The sequence below is a fragment of the Sphingomonas yunnanensis genome (genome assembly GCF_019898765.1).
Lineage (GTDB): Bacteria > Pseudomonadota > Alphaproteobacteria > Sphingomonadales > Sphingomonadaceae > Sphingomonas > Sphingomonas yunnanensis.
The window spans coordinates 261617-281820 of sequence record NZ_JAIOKB010000001.1 but is presented as its reverse complement, the minus strand read 5'-3'; the positions used below and the strand labels follow the sequence as shown (position 1 = coordinate 281820).

Sequence of the window (20204 nt, the reverse complement as noted above, 5' to 3'; positions counted from 1 at the left end):
GTCGCGCAGGCGCCGCGGCTGGTGAACGTCCGGCACGGTGGATCCTGAAACGAGTTCAGGATGACGCATAAGCTCGAGGGTTGTCGCCGACCCCGGCCGCTACAGCAACGCCTCGATGTCCGCTCGCAGCGCCTGGGGCGCGGTGGCGGGCGCGTAGCGCCGCACCGTCTCGCCGTCGCGTGCGACCAGGAACTTGGTGAAGTTCCACTTGATCGCTCGCGATCCCAGCAGCCCCGGCGCGACGCGCTTGAGCCGCTCGAACAAAGGGTCCGCGCCCGGACCATTGACCTCGACCTTGGCGAAGATCGGGAAGGTGACGTCGTAGCCGGTCGAGCAGAAGGTCGCGATCGCGGCGGCGTCGCCGGGCTCCTGCGCGCCGAACTGATTGCACGGGAAGCCCAGGACCGCCACGCCGCGACCGCTATAGGCACGGTGGAGCTCCTCCAGCCCGGCATATTGCGGCGTGAACCCGCACTGGGACGCTGTATTGACCACCAGCAGCACGTTGCCGGCATAAAGCGCCAGCGGCTGCTCGCCGCCCGCGGCGGTGCGGACGCTCAGGTCGGTGATCGCGCTCATCCGTGCCTCCGCAGCAGGAACTCGATGTTGGTCCGCACACCCGGCCACTCCGACGCGATGATCGAGTAGACCACCAGGTCGCGCACACGCCCGTTAAACAATTGGTGCGAGCGCAGCACGCCGTCGCGCTTGGCGCCGAGCCGCTCGATCGCGGCCTGCGAGCGCTTGTTGAACCAGTCGGTGCGGATCTGCACCACCTGGCAGCCGAGCACGTCGAAGGCGTGGCCGAGCAGCAGCAGCTTGGCCTCGGTGTTGACCCCCGTGCGCTGCACCGAGCGCGCGTAGAAGGTCCCGCCGATCTCGACGCGGCGGTGCGCCTCGCTCATCCGCATGAAGCGCGTGAGCCCGACGACCCCGCCATCGGGCACCTCCACCGCGAACGGCAGCGCCCGCCCGAAGTCGCGCTCGCGCAGCGCGGCAGCGACGAAGGCGTCGGGATTGGTCAGGCCCGAGACGTTGGCGAAGAACAACTCGGTCAGGTCGCCGTCGCCAGCGGCCGCGGCGAGCGCGGGCGCGTCCTCCGGGGTCAGCGGGCGAAGCACCACATGCTGCCCCACCAGCCGCGGCGTCTCGCGCCAGCGGCTCACGCGATCGTGCCCTCGTGCAGCCGCACCACACGGTCCATCTTGGCGGCGAGCCGCTCGTTGTGAGTCGCCACCAGCGCCGCCGAGCCCTCGCCGCGGACCAGCCGCAGGAACTCGGCGAGCACGACGTCGGCGGTATGCTCGTCGAGGTTGCCGGTCGGCTCGTCGGCCAGCACCAGCGCGGGCCGGTTGGCGAGCGCGCGCGCCACCGCGACTCGCTGCTGCTCCCCGCCCGAGAGCTGCGCCGGGCGATGGGTCAGCCGGTGCCCGACGCCGAGCGCGGTGAGCAGCCCCGCGGCGCGCTCCTCCGCCGGCGCGCGCTCGGCGCCGTGGATCAGCTGGGGCAGCACGACATTCTCGATCGCGTTGAAGTCGGGCAGCAGGTGGTGGAACTGGTAGACGAAGCCGAGCCGGTCGCGCCGCATCACGGTCCGCCCCGCCGCGTCGAGCTGCGCCGCCTCCACCCCGCCGATCCGGATCGAGCCCGCGAACCCGCCCTCGAGCAGACCCACCGCCTGGAGCAAGGTCGACTTGCCCGAGCCCGACGGACCCAGCAGCGCGACGATCTCACCCGGCGCGATGGAGAGATCGACGCCGCGCAGCACGTGGATCGTCGCCCCGCCCTGTGTGAAGCTGCGCGCCAGGCCGCTCGTCTGGAGCACGGCCTCGCGCCCACCGGTGCGCCGCATCGCCTCATTCATAGCGCAGCACCTCGACCGGGTCGGTGCCCGCCGCCTTGAGCGCGGGATAGACCGTCGCCAGGAAGGTCATCAGCAGCGTGATCAGCACGATCGCGACGATCTCGACGGGGTTGGGCTTGGATGGCAGTTCGGTGAGATAGCGGATCGACGGGTCCCACAGGTTCTGCCCGGTGATCGCCTGCACCGCGTTCACCACCGACTGGCGGATGAACAGGAAGCCGAAGCCGAGCAGCAGCCCCGCCACGGTGCCCAGAACCCCGATCGTCGTCCCCACCGTGATGAAGATACGCAGCATCGCGCCGCGGCTCGCCCCCATGGTGCGCAGGATCGCGATGTCGCGCGTCTTGGAGCGCACCAGCATGATCAGCGACGAGGCGATGTTGAAGGCGGCGACCAGGATGATGATGCAAAGCACGGTGAACATCGCCACCCGCTCAACCGCCAGCGCGTCGAACAGCTCGGCGTTGAGCCGACGCCAGTCGGCCACCGCGGCATAGCCCTGCACCTTGCGCGTCAGCGGCGCGAGGATCTCGCCGACGCGGTCGGCGTCGCTGGTCTGCAGCTCGATGATCCCGACGCTGTCGCCGCTCAGCAGCAGCGTCTGCGCGTCGGCGAGCGGCATCACCACATAGGCCTTGTCATAATCGTACACGCCGACCTCGAAGATCGCGCCGACGGTGTAATTGACGTAGCGCGGCATCGTACCGAACGGGGTCGAGGGGCCGAGCGGGTTGATCAGCGTGATCTCGGACCCGATCGTCGCGCCGAGCTGCTCGGCCAGCCGCGCGCCGATCGCGACGTTGTTGCTGCCCGGCGTCACGCTCGCGAGGCTGCCGACGATCACCTTGGAGTTGATCGTCCGATTGGTTCGGATGTCCTCGGGTCGCATGCCGCGCAGGATGATGCCCTCGGCGCGACCGTTGTAGGTGACGAACAAGGGCTGCTCGATCATCGGGATCGCGCTGGTCACGCCCGGGGTGGCCTTCGCCTCGGCGAGCGCGCGGCGCCAGTCGGGCAGACGGCCGTTGTAGCCCTGGATCACGGCGTGGCCGTTGAGCCCGACGATCTTGTCGAACAGCTCGGCACGGAAGCCGTTCATCACGCTCATGACGATGACCAGAGCGGCGACGCCGAGCATCACCGCGCCGAGCGAGAAGCCCGCGACCAGGACGATGAACCGCTCACCGCGACCGGGCAGCAGGTACCGCCGCGCGATCATGCTCTCGTAGCGCGACAGCAACATGCCGCCGCCTCTAGGATGGCACGCGCTGCGGTGCAACGGGGCGTGTGGCGGATTCGACACAGAGTCGCCGCAATCGGTTTAGCCACCGTTCATTTCGGTCGACAGTCGAACGCCGCACCAGCATACCTTGCCTCACTGGCACACAGGCAAAGGCCGTGGTTCGGGGAATGTCGTCGAGCTCCGCTTCAGACCGAGGCGCGCGGGCAGATGACGGGATAGGGGGCTGACGAGCGATCGTCACGCAGGCGCCCGGGTCGCGACAAGCGGCCCGGGCGTTTGCTTTGTGGCAGCAATGTGGTGCCGCCATGCTCCCGCGCGAGCGGGAGCATGGCCCGGGATCAGAAATTCGCCGATACGGTCACACCATAAGTGCGCGGGTCACCCGGTTGGCCGACCACCAGCCCGGTGTTGCCCGACTGGGTCGCCAGCAGCTCGTAATAATCCTGGTCGAAGGCGTTGCGCAGCCAGACGAAGGCGTTGAGCCCGCGCTCGCTGCGATAGCCCAGCCGCACGTTCGAGATCGAGTAGCCGTCGATGTTGGTGTAGATCGACTCCGACGGGTTGCTCGAGAAGTCGGAGCGGTAGCTGCCGTCATAGCCGAGATAGACGTTGCCGCCCTCCCCGCCCAGCGTCACCGGCACCGCATATTCGGCGCCGTAGGAGAAGGCCCATTTCGAGATGCCCGGCAGGCGCTGGCCCGAGATGTCGCAATTGGCCGGGCTGCTCGTGCCCCCCGACAGCTCGGGCGGGCACGGAGCGTCGGTGAAATCGACGTATTTGGCGTCGGTGTAGGCCGCGTTGGCGTAGACATTGAGCCGCGTGGTCGGGCGGAAGGCCGAATCGAGCTCGACACCGCGCGTTCGCACCTTGCCCGCATTGGCGAGATAGCCGCGCAGCACGCCCAGCTGGCCATTGGTGACGGTCGCCTGATAGTCCGAGATATCGGTCCAGAAGGCGGCGAGGTTCACGGTCGCACGACGATCCAGGAACTGTGTCTTTAGCCCCAACTCATAGTGGTTGACCTTCTCGGGCTTGACCGTCGCCGCGCTGAGGATCGGGTTGTTGCTGGCGTCGAGTGGCAGGCCTGACAGGTTGATCCCGCCCGACTTGTAGCTGCGCGCGTAGGTCGCGTAGCCGTGGACGTCGGCGGCGAGGTCCCAGGCGGCGGTGATGTCGCCGGAGACATTCCAATTGTCGAAGTCGGGCGCGTAGCTCTGCGGCGCGAGCACGCCGCGCTGGTCGCTGGTGAGCGTGGTCGAGCCGCTGCCCGTCGTCACCACCGAGAGGTAGGAGCCGCGCTTCTTGTCGTAGTTGACCCGGATGCCGGGCGCGATCGAGACCGTGTCGCCGAGGTGCCAGGTCAGCTTCCCGAAGGCCGCGGCGGACGTGTTGGTGAAGCCGATCGTGTTGCGCGCGGTCAGTCCGTCGAGGATCGCCGGGTTGCACGCCGCCGTGGTCGGGCGCGCGCAGCCGTTGGCGCCGAACGGCGGGTCGCCCGGGTTGAGCAGCCAGCGGCTCGCCGCCGGCCCCTGCACCTGAAGCCCCTGCGTGTCGATCGTCTGGTGAAAGTAGAAGAGGCCCGCGACGTAATCGACGCGGTGCTCGCCGTTGGAGGCGACGCGGAGCTCCTGGCTCACCTGCTTCTGCTGCGACGGGTTGGCCGAGACGGTGGTGATCGGCAGGCCGATGAAGTCGCGGTCGTTCGATGGGTCCCAGTCCCAGAAGCGCCACGCCGAGACCGAGGTGATCGTCGCCGGGCCGAGATCCCAATTCGCCACGAGCGACAAGCCGCCCAATTCCTGGCGAGCGCGCAGCGGCGTGTCGAGGTCGGTCAGCCGGTCGAAGGCGTTGCGCGACGGCGGTTCGTAGCCGAAAGCGGCAGCGAGTGCCTCATATTGGCGCGACAGCGGTCGCTGGGTACGGCCGACGCGCGCGAAGATCTGCGCGCAGCAGTCCGGGTTCTGGTTGTTGTAATCGCCGGCGAGCGTGAGATCGAGGTTGGACGCGGCCTGCCAGAACAGCTGCCCGCGCACGCTACGATTGTCCTGCGCGTTGACGTGGGCGCCGGTGCGCGTGTTGTAGATCGTACCGCGCCGCGACGTCACCGAGGCCGACAGGCGGATCGCCAGCGTGTCGTCGATCAGGGGACCCGACACCGAGGCCTTGGCCTGGACGAACTCGAGGTTGCCCGCGGTCAGCTCGACGCGCGCCTCGGGGGTGAAGCTCGGCCGCCGCGTGGTGATGTTGATCGCGCCCGCGGTGGTGTTCTTGCCGTACAGCGTCCCCTGCGGCCCGCGCAGGATCTCGATCCGCTCGGTGTCAGTGAAGTCGAAGGTCGCCGAGGCGATGCGGGAATAATAGACCTGGTCGACGTAGATGCCGACACCCTGCTCGATCCCGTCGTTGGTGAGGCCGAACGGCGCTCCGAGCCCGCGAATATTGGCCGCCGAGTTGCGCGGGTTGGTCGAGTAGAATTGCAGGGTCGGCTGGATCTGTGTCAGCCGGCTGACATTATACGCGCCCGTCTCCGCCAGCGCGGTGCCACCGATCACCGATACCGCGAGCGGCACGCGCTGGACGCTCTCGGCGCGGCGCCGCGCGGTGACGACGATGTCGCCCCCGCCCTGCTGCGCCGGACCGAGCCGTCCGCGTTGATTGTCACCGCCGCCGTCGCCCGTGCCACGGACCACGGCATCGTCCTGCGACGGTGCCGGGTCGACGGGCGCGCCGGTCGCCTGATCGGCCGCCGCGGACGGTACGGCGGCCTGCGCCAGAAGAAGCGCGAGCGTCAGCGACATGAAATTCCCCCTGTTTACCTCACCATCATCCTGCATCACCGATCCCGCATCGTCCATCAACGAAGTAGGAGTATCAGGGGGACTTGAAACGCTTCGCGCTACTCCCATTTAGCTAGCGTGCGGCGCCGCTCGTCGGGCCGTGCTGACAGAGGTGCCGCGGACGACCGGGCACCTTGCTTCAAATAGCTCATCGGAGGATTTGAACATGCGTTTCGACCTGACTCCCTATCGCCGCTCGACCATCGGCTTCGATCGTCTCTTCGACATGATCGAGGCGAACGCGCGCGGCGCATCCGAGAATTATCCGCCGTTCAACCTGGAGCGAGTCGCCGACGACCGCTACCGCATCACGCTGGCCATCGCGGGTTTCACGCGCGACGAGATCGAGATCACCGCGCAGCAGAACCTGTTGCTCGTGGCCGGCAAGAAGGATGATCGGTCGGAGAATGCGCAGTTTCTCCACCTCGGCATCGCCAACCGCAGCTTCGAGCGGCGGTTTGAGCTCGCTGACTTCGTGTTCGTGGAGGACGCGCGGCTGAATGACGGGCTGCTGGTGATCGATCTCGTCCGCGAGGTGCCTGAGGCGATGAAGCCGAAGTCGATCGCGATCAAGACGGGGCCGCAGCTCGCCGCGGTGGAGGACAAGCCCACCGACGCGGCACGCGCCGCCTAACGATCAGCCGCGCGAGCGGGATCGGCGTCTCTTTGCTCCCTTTCGAGGCGCCGGTGGGGGCGTCCGGGCCGTCAGGTCCGGGCGCCTTTCCTTGATCTACACCGCGGCTGCGATCAATCATGCTCGGCCGACCGGTCACGCGCGGCGTGCCCGAGGCGCGGCGCCGGCCTGGGCAAGCGGCGCGGCGGCGCGTCGAGCTGCGGATGGCGCGGCACGCCGGCGCGGGTCGGCGCCGGGCTATCGAGCAGGAAGTGCGCCACCTCGCGGGCCAGCGCATCGGCCTCTCCGGCGAGGGCGCGCGCCGCCGCCGTGGTCTGCTCCACCATCGCCGCGTTCTGCTGCGTGACGCCGTCCATCTCGGCGATGGCTTTGCTCACCTGAATCAGTCCCGTCGACTGCTGCTCCGCCGCCTCGGCGATCTGCTCCACCAGGGCGCCGATCTCGCCGATGCGCGCGATGATGCGAGTCAACGCCTGCCCCGCTTCCCCCACCAGCTTGGCGCCGGCGCCGACCTGCTCGGTCGAGGCGCCGATCCGCTTCTTGACGTCGCGCGCGGCGTCGGCCGAGCGCTGCGCCAGGGCGCGCACCTCCTGCGCCACGACCGCGAAGCCGCGGCCGGCATCACCCGCGCGCGCCGCCTCCACGCCCGCGTTCAACGCGAGCAGATTGGTCTGGAAGGCGATGCCGTCGATCACGCTGATGATATCGCCGATCTCATGCGAGGCGCGCTCGATCCCGCTCATCGCGTCCACCGCGCGACGCACCACCTCGCCCGAGCGCTCGGCGTCGCTGCGAGTCTCGACCACCACGCCGTTGACCCGCGACACGCCCTCCGCGGTCTGACGCACCGTCTCGGTGATCTGCTGCATCGCCGCTGAGGTTTCCTCCAGGCTGGCCGCGTGCTTCTCGGTTCGGTGCGACAGATCATCGCTCGCCTGAAGGATCTCGTCCGCGCCCTCGCTGATGCCGGTGGCGCTCTCCTGAACCGCTGCGAGGACAGCGGCGAGCGCCGCGATGGCGTCGTTGAAGTCGGTGCGCAACTTGCCGAAGGCGCCCTCGAGCTCGTCGTCGACGCGGGTCGTCAGATCGCCGCGCGCGAGCGAGTCGAGCCCGGCGCCGACGCTCGTGACGATCAGCGCGGTCTGCCGCGCCTTCTCCTGCTCGGCGGCGAGCAGCCGGTCGCGCAGCTTGATCGCGGCAGCGGCGAGGTCGCCGACCTCATCGCGGCGCTCCGCCCCCCCTACCTCGACGCCGAGGTCGCCGTCGGCGAGCCGCAGCAGCGCGCCAGTCACGGCGTCGAGCGGTCGCGCGATGCCGCGGACCAGCAGCACCAGCAGCGCGATCACCAGCAGCGCCGCCGCGGCCATCGCGGCATAAGTGATCGTTCGCGCCTCCTCGACGAGTGCGCGCGCGGTCGCTACGCCGATATCGAGCGAGCCCGATTGCTGCATCAGCAGCCGGGTCGAATCGCGCATGACGTCGGCGAAGGCGGGCGCGCGCGCGCGGAAGGTCGCCAGCTCCGCCATCGCGGCCGCCCCGCGATGCTGGCTCGACGCGGTGGCGCGATAGGTCTCCCAGTCATGCGCGAACTCGCGCAGCATCCCCTGGGTCACCGGCGAGCGCAGCCGGGCGTCGAGTTCCGCGATCCGACCGTCGATCGCGCGCGCGCGATCGGCCAGATCCGCCGTCGCCGCCGCCGTCTCGGTGCCGTCGCGCGCCGCCGCCAGCGTCGCCTCACCCAGCCGGTATCGCGTCGCGGCCAATCCCAGCGCCGAGATCGCCTCGTAGTTGAGCCGGCGATGCACGCCGATGTCCTCGGCGATCGTGTCGACGCGGCTCAGGTTGGCGAGCGCGAGCAGGTTGATCCCCAGCATCACGACGAAGATCACCGCGTACGACAGGACGAGCCTGGGCGCGATGCGTAGCTGGTTCATGAGGGGCACGCTCCGTTGACCGCGCCGACATCCGGTGCGCGGTTCCGCTGCCCCAATTATATGACGGCCTCCCGGCGGCGCGGTCGCGCCTGCTACACCAAGCGGCTCTGCTTGAGCGCCGCCTCGATGAAGCTGGCGAACAGCGGGTGCGGATCGAACGGCTTGCTCTTCAGCTCCGGATGGAACTGGACGCCGACGAACCACGGATGATCGGGACGCTCGACGATCTCGGGCAGCATGCCATCGGGCGACATGCCCGAGAACACCAGCCCACCCTGCTCCAGCGCCTCGCGATAGCCGGTGTTGACCTCGTAGCGGTGACGATGGCGCTCGGAGATCTGCGTGTCGCCGTAGATCGAGGCGACGACGCTGTTGCCCGCGAGCGTCGCGTCATAGGCGCCGAGCCGCATCGTGCCGCCCATGTCGCCCTGGGCCTCGCGCTGCTCCAGCCCGTCGCGCCCCATCCACTCGGTGATGAGGCCGACGACGGGCTGCTCGGTCGGGCCGAACTCGGTCGACGAGGCCTCGGCGATGCCGGCGAGGTCGCGCGCGCCCTCGATGCACGCCATCTGCATGCCGAAGCAGATGCCGAAATAGGGGATCTCGCGCTCGCGCGCGAAGCGCACCGACTTGATCTTGCCCTCTGCGCCGCGCTCGCCGAAGGCGCCCGGCACCAGGATGGCGTCGAGCGGCTCGAGCTGGCTGACGATCTCCTCGTCGTCGTGCTCGAACAATTCGGCGTCGATCCAGCGTACGTTGACCTTTACCCGGTTGGCGATCCCGCCGTGCACCAGCGCCTCGTTGAGCGACTTATAGGCGTCCTGCAGACCGACATACTTGCCGACCACGCCGACCGTCACCTCGCCCTCCGGATGCTGGAGGCGATCGACGATCTCCTGCCAGCGCGTCAGGTCGGGCGGCGACGAGGGCGTGATCCCGAAAGCGCGCAGCACCTCCGAGTCGAGTCCCTCGGCATGATATTGCAGCGGCACCGCGTAGATGCTGGCGGCATCGAGCGCGGGGATGACCGCGCTCTCGGGCACGTTGCAGAACAGCGCGATCTTGGCCCGCTCCGAGACCGGGAGCGGCTTCTCGCAGCGGCATACCAGCACGTCGGGCTGGACCCCTAGCGCGGCAAGCTCGCGCACCGAATGCTGCGTCGGTTTGGTCTTCAGCTCGCCCGCGGCGGCGATGTACGGCACCAGCGTGACGTGGACCGAGATGGCGTTGCCGCGGCCGACCTCGTTCTTGAGCTGGCGGATCGACTCGATGAAGGGAAGCGACTCGATGTCGCCCACCGTCCCGCCGATCTCGCAGAGCACGAAGTCGAGATCGTCGGTCTCGGCACGGGCGAAGGCCTTGATCGCGTCGGTGACGTGCGGGATCACCTGCACCGTCGCACCGAGATAGTCGCCGCGGCGCTCGCGCTCGATGATCGTCTTGTAGATCCGGCCCGAGGTGATGTTGTCCGACTGGCGCGACGCCACCCCGGTGAAGCGCTCATAGTGGCCGAGGTCGAGGTCGGTCTCGGCACCGTCATCGGTGACGTAGACCTCGCCGTGCTGGTACGGGCTCATCGTGCCCGGATCGACGTTGAGATAGGGGTCGAACTTGCGAATGCGCACGCGGTAGCCGCGCGCCTGCAGCAGCGCCGCGAGGCTCGCCGCCATGAGACCTTTGCCGAGCGAGGAGACCACGCCGCCGGTGATGAAAATATACCGCGCCATGGGGCGAACTGCCTAACCTTAGAGTACGAGCGAGGGCAAGCGCGCGGTGATCCCGCGCGCGACGAGTCGACGCTGTCAGCGTGATCAGCGCGCCAGCGGCACGCCATTGTCGGCCGGTGCCGGTGCCGGTGCCGGTGCCGGAGCGGCGGCATTCGCCGGCGCACCGGCGAGCGGCACCTGCGCGGCGGCGTCGGGCTGAGTCGGCGCCGGCTGCTGGGTCTGCGCCGCGGGCACGCGCCGCTGCAGCGACGTATCGACCGAGACCGCGCCGCGGTGCGCCGCGATGAAGGCCAGCACGATGCTCATCACCACGAAGACCCCCGCCAGCACCGAGGTGGCGCGCGTGAGGAAGTCTGCCGCGCCGCGCGCCGACATCAACCCCGACGGGCTGCCCGACGAGGTCAGACCGCCGCCTTCCGAGCGCTGCATCAGGATCACGGTGACGAGGGCAGCCGCGATGATGGCCTGGACGACGAGCAGGAAGGTGAACATGGGAGCGACGCGGGTCCGATACAGCAAGGGCACGCGTGATCAGGTCACGCGTGCCGGATGGCGGCCACATAGGGGAGCGACGGGCGCGGATCAACCGCGCCGCTCGTCCCCGGATCGGCACGATTTCGGCTCGCTAATTCGTGACATGGCTGAAACCAGCCGCGAAAGCGGACGTTGTTCTCGCACAAACCCGGAACGGACCGGGCGTGATGCAGCGGGACGAGGACGTGGCAACATTAGCGCAACCCGAACTTAGTTCGTGGATGAACGCGCTGGTCGATTACGTGCGCTCGGGCGAGCCCGACCTCACCAATCGCCAGATGGCGCTCCTCCTCGTCGTATACTTGCGGCCCGGGCCGCATACCGTGCGCGGGTTGGCCCGCGTGCTCAACGTGTCCAAACCCGTGGTGACGCGCGCCTTGAACAGACTGGGTGCGCTCGGCTATCTGCGCCGCCAACGCGACGATAGCGACAAGCGCAACATCTTCGTCGCGCGTACATCCGAAGGGGCAGATTTTCTTGAGGAGTTCGGCCAGTTCATCGGTGACGGCGACCACCCGCCCGCCCGCGCCGTCGAGCAGCAGCACGCCACCGCGTAGCGGCTTCACGCTGACTGGGCGATCGCGGACACTCGACCCGCGCACCCACGCGGTGCGCGCCGATGTCGCCGACGTTCGTCTCGCCGACCAGGTGTTCGCGCCACATTATGCCGCGCCGCTTCGTCGCACCATCGTCACCGACACCAGTCTGCGCGAAGGGCGCGACACCGCCGCATCGTCGCTGGCCGAACTGGGCGCGGGCGCCGTCTTTGACGTGCTCGACGTCACTGGCGGCGTCGCCTGGGGCATCGCCGTGGAAAAGAATCTCGTGGGCTATGTCGATGCCGCGGTCGTCCGCGCACCATGACGCTCGCGGTCTTCATCGACGGTGCCGCCGGCACGACGGGGCTCGAGATCCGCGAGCGGCTGGCGACCCGCAGTGACGTCGCGCTGGTCACCATCGACGAGTCGCGGCGCAAGGATGCGACCGCGCGCGCCGAGGCGCTCAACGACGCGGACGTGGTGATCCTGTGCCTGCCCGACGACGCCGCGCGCGAGGCAGTCGCGATGATAGCCAACGATCGCACGCGCGTGATCGACGCTTCCACCGCGCATCGGGTCGCGCCCGACTGGACCTATGGCCTCGCGGAGCTCGAGCCCGACCAGGCGGAGCGGATCGCGGCGGCGCGGCTGATCACCAACCCCGGCTGCTATCCCACCGGCTTCCTCGCGCTGGTTCGCCCGCTGGTGCGCGCCGGGCTGCTCGCCACCGACGTGCCGCTCAGCGTCAACGCCACCTCGGGCTATTCCGGCGGGGGCAAGGCGATGATCGCCGAGTTCGAGGGGGGCGAGGTGGCCACCGCCTTTCGCCCCTATGCGCTCGGGCTCGCGCACAAGCATGTCGCCGAGATGACGCGCCACGCCGGACTCAGCGTCGCGCCGATCTTCCAGCCGGCGGTGGCGCGGACCTATCGCGGCATGGTGGTGCAGGTACCGCTCCACCTCAGCCAGCTCACCCGTGCGGCGACGCTGACCGATGTGTCCGAGGTCCTCGCCGCGGCCTATGACGGCGAGCGCGTGGTCCGCTTCGCGCACGAGGCGACAACCGTGGTGAAGATCGAGGACGACGCGGGGACGGATCGCATGACACTGCGGGTCGTCGGCAACCAGGCCAGTGGCCAGGCGCTGCTGGTCGCCACGCTCGACAATCTCGGCAAGGGCGCCGCGGGTGCAGCGGTGCAAAATCTCAATATCATGGCCGGCTACGACCCCGTCGCCGGTCTTACCTTCTAGAAAGCGACGCAGGAGACTCAGATGGAGCGCAATCCGGTGGGCAAGCTGCTGCTGTTCGGTGCGACCGGCGACCTCGCCAAGCGGATGCTGCTGCCCTCACTCTATGGGCTGCATGCCGACGGGCTGCTGCCCGCGGGGCTGACGATCACCGGCTCGGCGCGGAGCGACCTCGACGACGCGGCCTTCCGCGACGTCACGCGCAAGGCGCTCGACGAGTTCCTGCCTGCCGACCGCAAGGACGCGGGGGCGATCGACAGCTTCCTCCAGCGCCTGCAGTTCCAGCCCGCCGATCTGTCGGATCCGTCCAGCTTCCAGCCGCTCGCCGACAAGATCGGCGACGTCTCGGGTGGACTCGCCATCTATCTTTCCACCGCCCCCTCGCTGTTCGAGCCCGCGGTCAAGGGGCTTGAGAGCGTCGGCCTCGCGGGCGAGACGGTGCGGATCGGCCTCGAGAAGCCGCTCGGCTACGACCTCCAGTCGAGCCGCGAGATCAACGACACCGTCGCCTCTGCCTTCCCCGAGGACCGGATCTTCCGGATCGATCACTATCTCGGCAAGGAGACGGTGCAGAACATCCTGGCGCTGCGTTTCGGCAACTCGATGTTCGAGCCGATCTGGAACGCCACCGGGATCGACAACGTCCAGATCACGATCGCGGAGACGGTCGGGCTCGAGGACCGCGCCGGTTACTACGAGGGCGCGGGCGCGCTGCGCGACATGGTGGCCAACCACGTGCTCCAGCTGGTCGCGCTGATCGCGATGGAGCCGCCGGCGCTGTACGACGGCACCGCGATCCGCGACGAGAAGGCCAAGGTGTTCCGCTCGCTTCGCCACATGAAGCCGGAGGAGGTGCAGGGCTACACCGTCACCGGCCAGTATGAGGAGGGCGCGGTCGGCGGCAAGGTCGTGCGCGGTTATGATGCCGAGCTCGGCTATGACAGCGACGTCGAGACCTTCGTCGCGATCAAGGCCTTCGTCGACAATTGGCGCTGGCAGGGCGTGCCCTTCTATCTCCGCACCGGCAAGCGCATGGCCAAGCGCCGCAGCGAGATCGCGATCCAGTTCAAGCCGGTGCCGCACTCGATGTTCTCGGGCCGCGGCGGGCTGCTCCAGCCCAACAAGCTGGTCATCCGCCTCCAGCCCGAGGAATATATCCAGCTATTGGTGATGACCAAGGAGCCGGGGCTCGACCGGGAGGGCATCAAGCTGCGCGAGGTGCCGCTCAACCTGAGCCTTGACGCCCAATTCGCGGGCTCGCGCCGCCGCATCGCCTATGAGCGGCTGCTGCTCGATCTGATCGAGGGCGATCAGACACTGTTCGTGCGCCGCGACGAGGTCGAGGCGCAGTGGAAGTGGATCGACGCGATTCGCGCCGGCTGGGCCGCCGCGCAGACCAAGCCCAAGCATTATGCCGCTGGCACCTGGGGCCCCGCCGGCGCGATCGCGCTGACCGAGCGCGACGGGGTGAGCTGGCACGACGATTGACCGTTCGGTGTTCCTGCGAACGCAGGAACCCAGGGTTGTGGGCGAGGCGCTCGTGACTCTGGGCTCCTGCGTTCGCTGGAGCGCGGGTCGCTGACATGGCTATCGCCCCGGCGAACGCCGGGGCCCCGGTGGGAAGGTCGCACTGCGACTCACCACGGCCTACCCCACTGGGCCCCGGCGTTCGCCGGGGTGGACGCTCAGATGTCGCGCCGCTCATCACCCGACCGCCTACCCTCACGCCCAGCCACCGCATTGCTCGGTTGACCTGACCGAACTTCCTGCGAAAGCAGGGCCACGACCCTTGCCGGCGCGAACCGCGCGGCGACCAGCGCGGCCCTAAGCGCCAGCGACGGAGAGAGACATGACCGAGATCGAATGGTGGGATTATGACGACGCGGCCGAGCTCGCCGACGCCGTCGCGGGCGATATCCAGTTCGTCATCGAGAGCGCGATCGACGCGCGCGGCTCGGCCGTGATCGCGCTGGCGGGCGGCAAGACGCCCCTGCCCGCCTATGAGAAGCTGGCCAAGGCCAAGCTCGACTGGAAACGCGTGACGATCGTCCCCGGCGACGAGCGGATCGTCCCGCTCGGCGACCCGCTCTCCAACGTCACCGCGCTGGGAAAGATCTTCCTTCCCAAGGGCGCGCGGGTGATGCCGATCGTGCCCAAGGCGACCGACGACTACAAGGCCGCGGGCCGCTCGGCCGACGCGCTGATGCAGGACCTGCACTGGCCGCTCGACCTGTGCGTGCTCGGCGTCGGCGGCGACGGCCATACCGCCTCGATCTTCCCCGGACCCGACTATGACGAGGCGCTCAACGGCCCGAAGGATCGCCGCGCGCTCGGCGTGATGCCCGATCCGCTCCCGCCCGAGGCGCCGGTGGCGCGAGTCACGCTCAGCCGTCAGGCGATCGCCACCGCGCGCGCGCTGCTGATCGCGGTGACCGGCGACGCCAAGCGCAAGGTGATCGAGGACGCCATCAAGGAGGGCGCCGGCTCGCCTTATCCGATCGGCCGCGTGCTCGCCGACGCCGAGCTGCCCGTCGACATCCACTGGGCCGCCTGAGCCGCCCCACGAATACGTATTCCGACCTCGCGGGACTTGAGTGCGGCAGGGCCCTGCCGCACAACCGCGCCGCCGCGCGATGACCCGCCCGAGCCGAAGGTAGCAGCATGAATCCAGCCGTCAGCGCCGTCACCGACCGGATCATCGAGCGCTCGCGCCCGACCCGCCAGGCATATCTCTCGCTGATCGAGCGTGAGCGCGACGGCTGGATCGGCCGCCCGCGGCTCGGCTGCGCCAATCTCGCGCACGCTTATGCCGGGACGCCCGAGGACCGGGAGGCGATGACGACGCGACACGAGGCGATGAACATCGGCCTCGTCACCGCCTACAACGACATGCTCTCGGCGCACGCGGTCTATTACCGCTATCCCGAGCAGATGAAGGTGTGGGCGCGCGAGGTCGGCGCCACCGCCCAGGTGGCGGGCGGCGTGCCCGCGATGTGCGACGGCGTGACCCAGGGCTATGCCGGGATGGAGCTGTCGCTGTTCAGCCGCGACACGATCGCGCTCAGCACCGCGGTCGCGCTCAGCCACGGCACGTTCGAGGGCGCGGCGCTGCTCGGCATCTGCGACAAGATCGTGCCCGGGCTGCTGATGGGCGCCCTGCGCTTCGGCCACCTACCGATGATCCTGATCCCCGGCGGGCCGATGCCGTCGGGCCTGCCCAACAAGGCCAAGGCGGCGGTGCGCGAGCGCTTCGCCGAGGGCCAAGCGACGCGCGACGAGCTGCTCGACGCCGAGATCCAGGCCTATCACACGCAGGGCACCTGCACCTTCTATGGCACCGCCAACACCAACCAGATGATGATGGAGGTGATGGGCCTGCACATGCCGGGCGCCGCCTTCGTCAACCCGGGCACCAAGCTGCGCCAGGAACTGACCCGCGCCGCGGTCCACCGGCTCGCCGCGATCGGCGTCCACGGCGACGACTATCGCCCACTCGGCGTCTGCGTCGACGAGAAAGCGATCGTCAACGCCGCGGTCGGGCTGCTCGCCACCGGCGGCTCGACCAACCATCTGCTCCACCTCCCCGCGATCGCGCGCGCGGCGGGGATCGTGATCGACTGGGAGGATTTCGACCGCCTCTCCGCCGCGGTGCCCACGGTCGCGCGGGTCTATCCCAACGGCTCGGCGGACGTGAACGCGTTCGAGGCGGCGGGCGGCATGCCCTTCGTGATCCGCGAGCTGATCGGCGCGGGCTATCTCCACCGCGACCTGATGACCGTCGCGGGCGACGATCTCGCCGCCTATGGCGAGCGGCCGGTGATCGAGGGCGAGAGACTGGCGTGGCAGCCGGTGCCGGCGAGCGGTGACGAGACGATCCTGCGCCCCGCCGACCGCCCGTTCGCGCCCGACGGCGGGATGCGCATCCTCCAAGGGAATATCGGCCGCGCCTGCATCAAGGTCTCAGCGGTCGAGCGCGAGCGCTGGGTGGTCGAGGCACCCGCGCGCGTCTTCGCCGACCAGCTCGAGGTGCTCGAGGCGTTCCGCAACGGCGAGCTCGAGCGCGACGTAGTCGTCGTGGTCCGCTTCCAGGGGCCGCGCGCCAACGGCATGCCCGAGCTGCACAAGCTCACGCCGCCGCTGGGCGTGTTGCAGAATCGCGGCTTCACGGTGGCGCTGGTCACCGACGGGCGCATGTCGGGGGCGAGCGGCAAGGTGCCGTGCGCGATCCACTGCTCGCCCGAGGCGCTGGGCGGCGGCGCGATCGGGCTGATCCGCGACGGCGACCTGATCCGCGTCGACGCCGAGGCCGGCACGCTCACCGCGCTGGTTGACGCCGACGAGTGGGCGGCGCGCAAGCCCGCAGCGGCGCCCCCGCCGACGAGCGGCATGGGGCGCGAGCTGTTCGGCCTGTTCCGCGGCCTCGCCGACGAGGCCGAGAAAGGTGCCAGCGCGATACTGGCGGGCGCCGGATTGTAGTAGCTAAGCGCCCTCTCCCGCGGGAAGAGGGTCGCGAGCGGGGTACCGCGGCGCGCGTCGCGGCAACCGGCAGCCCGTGCGACGGGGAGAGGAAGAAGAGCATGCAGATCGTATCGGTGGACATCGGCGGCACCCACGCCCGCTTCGCGATCGCCGAGGTCGACAAGGGCCGAGTCCAGTCGCTGGGCGAGCCGGTGACGCTCAAGACCGCCGAGCACGCCAGCCTGCAGACCGCCTACGAGGCGTTCCGGGCGCGCCAGGGCGGCACCCTGCCTGCCGCCGCCGCGATCGCGGTGGCCTCGCCCATCACGGGCGACGTGATCCGCCTGACCAACAATCCCTGGGTGATCCGCCCCTCGCTGATCCCTGAGCGGCTCGGCGCCGACCAATGGACGATCATCAACGATTTCGGCGCGATCGGCCACGCCGTCGCGCAGCTGCCCGCGGACGACTTCGAGCATCTCTGCGGGCCAGACATTGATCTCCCGAGCGAGGGCGTCACCACCGTCTGTGGCCCAGGCACCGGGCTGGGCGTGGCCCAGGTGTTGCAGCATCAGGGCCGCTACTGGGTGCTGCCGACCGAGGGCGGGCACATGGACTATGCCCCGCTCGACGGCATCGAGGACGCTATTCTCAAGCGCCTGCGCAAGACCTACACGCGGGTCTCGGCCGAGCGCATCGTCGCCGGCCCCGGCATCGTCGCGATCTACGAGACGCTCGCCGAGCTGGAGGGGCGCGCGGTGCTGCGCCGCGACGACAAGGCGATCTGGACCGAGGCGCTGGAGGGCACCGACTCGATCGCGCTCGCCGCGCTCGATCGCTTCTGCCTCGCGCTCGGTGCGGTCGCGGGCGACCTCGCGCTGGCGCAGGGCGCCAAGGGAGTCGTGATCGCCGGCGGCCTGGGGCTACGGATCAAGGACAAACTGCTGCGCTCGGGCTTCGACCAGCGGTTCGTCTCCAAGGGCCGGTTCCAGTCGATGATGGCGGCGATACCGGTCAAGCTCATCACCCATCCCCAGCCCGGCCTGTTCGGCGCCGCGGCGGCTTTCGCGCAGGAGCATCAGTGAGACCATGAGCGACATCGAGACCGTGATGCGCACCAGCCCGGTGATCCCGGTGCTGGTGATCAAGGACGCCGCGCAGGCGCGCGGGCTGGCCGAGGCGCTGGTCGCCGGCGGGCTCAAGGTGCTGGAGGTGACGCTGCGCACCCCCGCCGCGCTCGACGCGATCCGTGCGATGAAGGAAGTGCCCGGCGCGATCGTCGGCGCGGGCACCGTGGTCACCGCCGAGCAGGTCGCGCAGGTCAAGGACGCGGGCGCGGAGTTCATCGTCTCGCCGGGCCTGTCACAGAAGCTGGGCGAGACGATCCTGGCGAGCGGGATCCCGTGGCTGCCCGGCATCGCCACCGCGGGCGACATCATGCGCGGGCTCGACATGGGGCTGTCGCACTTCAAGTTCTTCCCGGCCGAGACGAGCGGCGGGATCAAGGCGCTCAAGGCGCTGGCGGCGCCCTTCTACCAGTGCCGCTTCTGCCCGACCGGCGGCATCACCGAGGCGAGCGCGCCCGACTGGCTCGCGCTCGACCCGGTGCTGTGCGTCGGCGGCAGCTGGGTGACCGAGGGCACGTTGCCCGAGATCGAGGCGCGTGCGCGCGCGGCAGCGGGTCTGGCGCGGTAGGGCGACGGGAAGAGGTGGGAGGCGCGCTGGTCGCGTCTAGGAGCCCCGCCCCCACCCTCCGTCATCCCGGACTTGGTCCGGGATCCACCGTGCCGCCCCTGCCGGCGCCTGAGTACGCGGGTCAGTGGATCCCGCACCAGGTCCGTGATGACGGTCGCGGGAGTGGAGAGGTTACGCTCTCCATGGCGATCCTTATGCCCCACGAGATCGCCTATCATGCGCGCCGCGCAGCGTAACACGGCGCAGCTCCCGGATCACTCGCGCCCGATCAGCCGCCGCGCGATCCGGTCCGCGACCTCGGCGGTCGGATCGCCGGTTACCTCGGCCTCGTCCCACACCTGATCGAGCCGCCCCGGGATCTGCGCGATCCGCGCCATTACCTCGGCCTCGTCGCCGTGGCCGAGATACTCGAGCCCGACGTTGATGATCCCGCCCGCGTTGATGACATAGTCGGGCGCGTAGACCACGCCCGCCTCGTGGAGACGCCGCCCGTCCGCCGCGGTGGCGAGCTGGTTGTTGGCGCCGCCAGCGACGATCCTGGCCTTGAGCGTCGGGATCGACTGCTCGGTCAGGATCGCGCCCAAGGCGTTGGGGCTGACGATGTCGACCTCGGCGCTCAGGATCGCCTCGGGTGCGATCACGGCGGCCCCCAGCTCGGCCGCGAGCCGCTCGGCGCGCGCCTGGTCGACGTCGGCGAGCGTCAGCACCGCGCCGTCGCGCGTGAGCAGCTTGGCGAGCCCGCCGCCGACCGAGCCGAGGCCCTGGATGGCGACCCGCACGCCGCGGACGTCGTCGCTGCCGAGCCCGCGCTTGGCCGCGGCGCGCACACCGAGATAGACGCCATGGGCGGTGTAGGGCCCTGGGTCGCCCCCCGCCGCGCCCTGCGCCACGGGCAGGCCGGAGACGTAGCGCGTCTCCTCGGCGATCAGCTTCATCCGCGCCTCGGACATGCCGACGTCCTCGGCGGTGACGTAGCGGCCACCGAGCGACTCGACCGAGCGGCCGAAGGCACGCAGCTGCGCCTCGCTGATCGTCTCGCCCGGCCGCGACGCGAGCACGACGCCCTTGCCGCCGCCGAGCGCCAGTCCCGCCATAGCATTCTTGTAGCTCATCCCGCGCGACAGCCGCAGCGCGTCGGTGAGCGCGCGCGAGTCGTCGGCGTAATGCCAGAAGCGCACCCCACCCGCGGCTGGCCCGAGCGCGGTCGAGTGGACCGCGATCACGGCCTTCAGCCCGGAGGCCGGATCGGCGAACAGGTGAAGCCCCTCATGGGCGTCGAAATCGGGATAGTCCCACAGCGAGGTCATCACGCCTCCGTCAAGCGCAGCAGAATATTACTTCGAAGCGCAATATTCATAGCAGGCCGCGGAGGCCAGCGCGAAATGAGGATGGGGAGAAATGGGGCGACCGACGGGACTTGAACCCGCGACCCTCGGTACCACAAACCGATGCTCTAACCAACTGAGCTACGATCGCCGCGAAGGCCGGTCC

General features: G+C 69.5%; 18 protein-coding genes and 1 tRNA gene. 9 read left to right on the top strand and 10 right to left on the bottom strand.

Annotated features, from left to right (window positions below; translation table 11 throughout):
- Positions 1 to 99: 99 nt before the first annotated feature.
- The 5 genes from K7957_RS01270 to K7957_RS01250 all read right to left on the bottom strand — a co-directional run bounded on the left by K7957_RS01270 (position 100) and on the right by K7957_RS01250 (position 5905).
- The gene (locus K7957_RS01270; RefSeq protein WP_223010190.1) at positions 100 to 579 is read right to left on the bottom strand and encodes a glutathione peroxidase; all 480 of its coding nucleotides are present in this window, start codon (positions 577 to 579) and stop codon (positions 100 to 102) included.
- Positions 576 to 1166, bottom strand: a complete 591-nt coding sequence (locus tag K7957_RS01265; protein ID WP_223010189.1) for a GNAT family N-acetyltransferase — start codon at positions 1164 to 1166, stop codon at positions 576 to 578. Before K7957_RS01265 ends, K7957_RS01270 begins: the two co-directional genes overlap by 4 nt.
- Positions 1163 to 1864 (bottom strand): ABC transporter ATP-binding protein, encoded by a 702-nt coding sequence (locus K7957_RS01260; protein ID WP_246616600.1) that lies wholly within the window; start codon positions 1862 to 1864, stop codon positions 1163 to 1165. Before K7957_RS01260 ends, K7957_RS01265 begins: the two co-directional genes overlap by 4 nt.
- Complete coding sequence (locus K7957_RS01255; RefSeq protein ID WP_223010188.1) at positions 1857 to 3107, bottom strand: lipoprotein-releasing ABC transporter permease subunit; 1251 nt, start codon at positions 3105 to 3107, stop codon at positions 1857 to 1859. The genes K7957_RS01260 and K7957_RS01255 overlap by 8 nt, the downstream gene beginning before the upstream one ends.
- A 338-nt stretch (positions 3108 to 3445) precedes the next feature.
- Positions 3446 to 5905 carry a TonB-dependent receptor gene (locus tag K7957_RS01250; protein ID WP_223010187.1) on the bottom strand — a complete coding sequence of 820 codons (2460 nt, stop codon included), beginning with the start codon at positions 5903 to 5905 and terminating at the stop codon, positions 3446 to 3448.
- A gap of 205 nt (positions 5906 to 6110) precedes the next feature.
- Here K7957_RS01250 and K7957_RS01245 point away from each other — a divergent pair, with 205 nt between their 5' ends.
- Positions 6111 to 6578, top strand: a complete 468-nt coding sequence (locus tag K7957_RS01245; RefSeq protein ID WP_223010186.1) for an Hsp20 family protein — start codon at positions 6111 to 6113, stop codon at positions 6576 to 6578.
- A gap of 113 nt (positions 6579 to 6691) precedes the next feature.
- On the opposite strand, the gene K7957_RS01240 is transcribed toward K7957_RS01245, so the two are convergent.
- The 3 genes from K7957_RS01240 to secG all read right to left on the bottom strand — a co-directional run bounded on the left by K7957_RS01240 (position 6692) and on the right by secG (position 10731).
- A complete protein-coding gene (locus tag K7957_RS01240; RefSeq protein ID WP_246616599.1) occupies positions 6692 to 8512 on the bottom strand; it encodes a methyl-accepting chemotaxis protein in 1821 nt (606 codons plus the stop codon).
- Positions 8513 to 8604: 92 nt separating this feature from the next.
- Entirely contained in the window at positions 8605 to 10239 is a 1635-nt protein-coding gene (gene pyrG, locus K7957_RS01235; RefSeq protein WP_223010185.1) for a CTP synthase, read from the bottom strand.
- Positions 10240 to 10323: 84 nt separating this feature from the next.
- The gene (gene secG / locus K7957_RS01230; RefSeq protein ID WP_223011061.1) at positions 10324 to 10731 is read right to left on the bottom strand and encodes a preprotein translocase subunit SecG; all 408 of its coding nucleotides are present in this window, start codon (positions 10729 to 10731) and stop codon (positions 10324 to 10326) included.
- A 263-nt stretch (positions 10732 to 10994) separates the two neighbouring features.
- Between secG and K7957_RS01225 the strand changes: the two genes are divergently transcribed.
- The 8 genes from K7957_RS01225 (at position 10995) to eda (ending at position 18713) form a co-directional block, all read left to right on the top strand.
- Entirely contained in the window at positions 10995 to 11330 is a 336-nt protein-coding gene (locus tag K7957_RS01225; protein WP_223010184.1) for a MarR family transcriptional regulator, read from the top strand.
- A gap of 52 nt (positions 11331 to 11382) precedes the next feature.
- Positions 11383 to 11637 carry an SH3 domain-containing protein gene (locus tag K7957_RS01220; protein WP_223010183.1) on the top strand — a complete coding sequence of 85 codons (255 nt, stop codon included), beginning with the start codon at positions 11383 to 11385 and terminating at the stop codon, positions 11635 to 11637.
- The gene (gene argC, locus K7957_RS01215; RefSeq protein WP_223010182.1) at positions 11634 to 12563 is read left to right on the top strand and encodes an N-acetyl-gamma-glutamyl-phosphate reductase; all 930 of its coding nucleotides are present in this window, start codon (positions 11634 to 11636) and stop codon (positions 12561 to 12563) included. The genes K7957_RS01220 and argC overlap by 4 nt, the downstream gene beginning before the upstream one ends.
- 21 nt (positions 12564 to 12584) lie before the next feature.
- Entirely contained in the window at positions 12585 to 14048 is a 1464-nt protein-coding gene (zwf, locus tag K7957_RS01210) for a glucose-6-phosphate dehydrogenase (protein WP_223010181.1), read from the top strand.
- Between the two features lie 361 nt (positions 14049 to 14409).
- A complete protein-coding gene (pgl, locus tag K7957_RS01205) occupies positions 14410 to 15114 on the top strand; it encodes a 6-phosphogluconolactonase (RefSeq protein ID WP_223010180.1) in 705 nt (234 codons plus the stop codon).
- Between the two features lie 107 nt (positions 15115 to 15221).
- On the top strand, positions 15222 to 17036 hold the full coding sequence (gene edd / locus K7957_RS01200; protein WP_223010179.1) for a phosphogluconate dehydratase: 1815 nt from the start codon (positions 15222 to 15224) through the stop codon (positions 17034 to 17036).
- Between the two features lie 101 nt (positions 17037 to 17137).
- Complete coding sequence (glk, locus tag K7957_RS01195; protein WP_223010178.1) at positions 17138 to 18103, top strand: glucokinase; 966 nt, start codon at positions 17138 to 17140, stop codon at positions 18101 to 18103.
- Between the two features lie 4 nt (positions 18104 to 18107).
- On the top strand, positions 18108 to 18713 hold the full coding sequence (gene eda, locus K7957_RS01190; RefSeq protein WP_223010177.1) for a bifunctional 4-hydroxy-2-oxoglutarate aldolase/2-dehydro-3-deoxy-phosphogluconate aldolase: 606 nt from the start codon (positions 18108 to 18110) through the stop codon (positions 18711 to 18713).
- Between the two features lie 254 nt (positions 18714 to 18967).
- On the opposite strand, the gene K7957_RS01185 is transcribed toward eda, so the two are convergent.
- Both K7957_RS01185 and K7957_RS01180 read right to left on the bottom strand, forming a co-directional pair.
- Complete coding sequence (locus tag K7957_RS01185; protein WP_223010176.1) at positions 18968 to 20020, bottom strand: Glu/Leu/Phe/Val dehydrogenase family protein; 1053 nt, start codon at positions 20018 to 20020, stop codon at positions 18968 to 18970.
- A gap of 92 nt (positions 20021 to 20112) precedes the next feature.
- A tRNA-His gene (locus K7957_RS01180) sits at positions 20113 to 20189 on the bottom strand.
- Between the last annotated feature and the right edge of the window lie 15 nt (positions 20190 to 20204).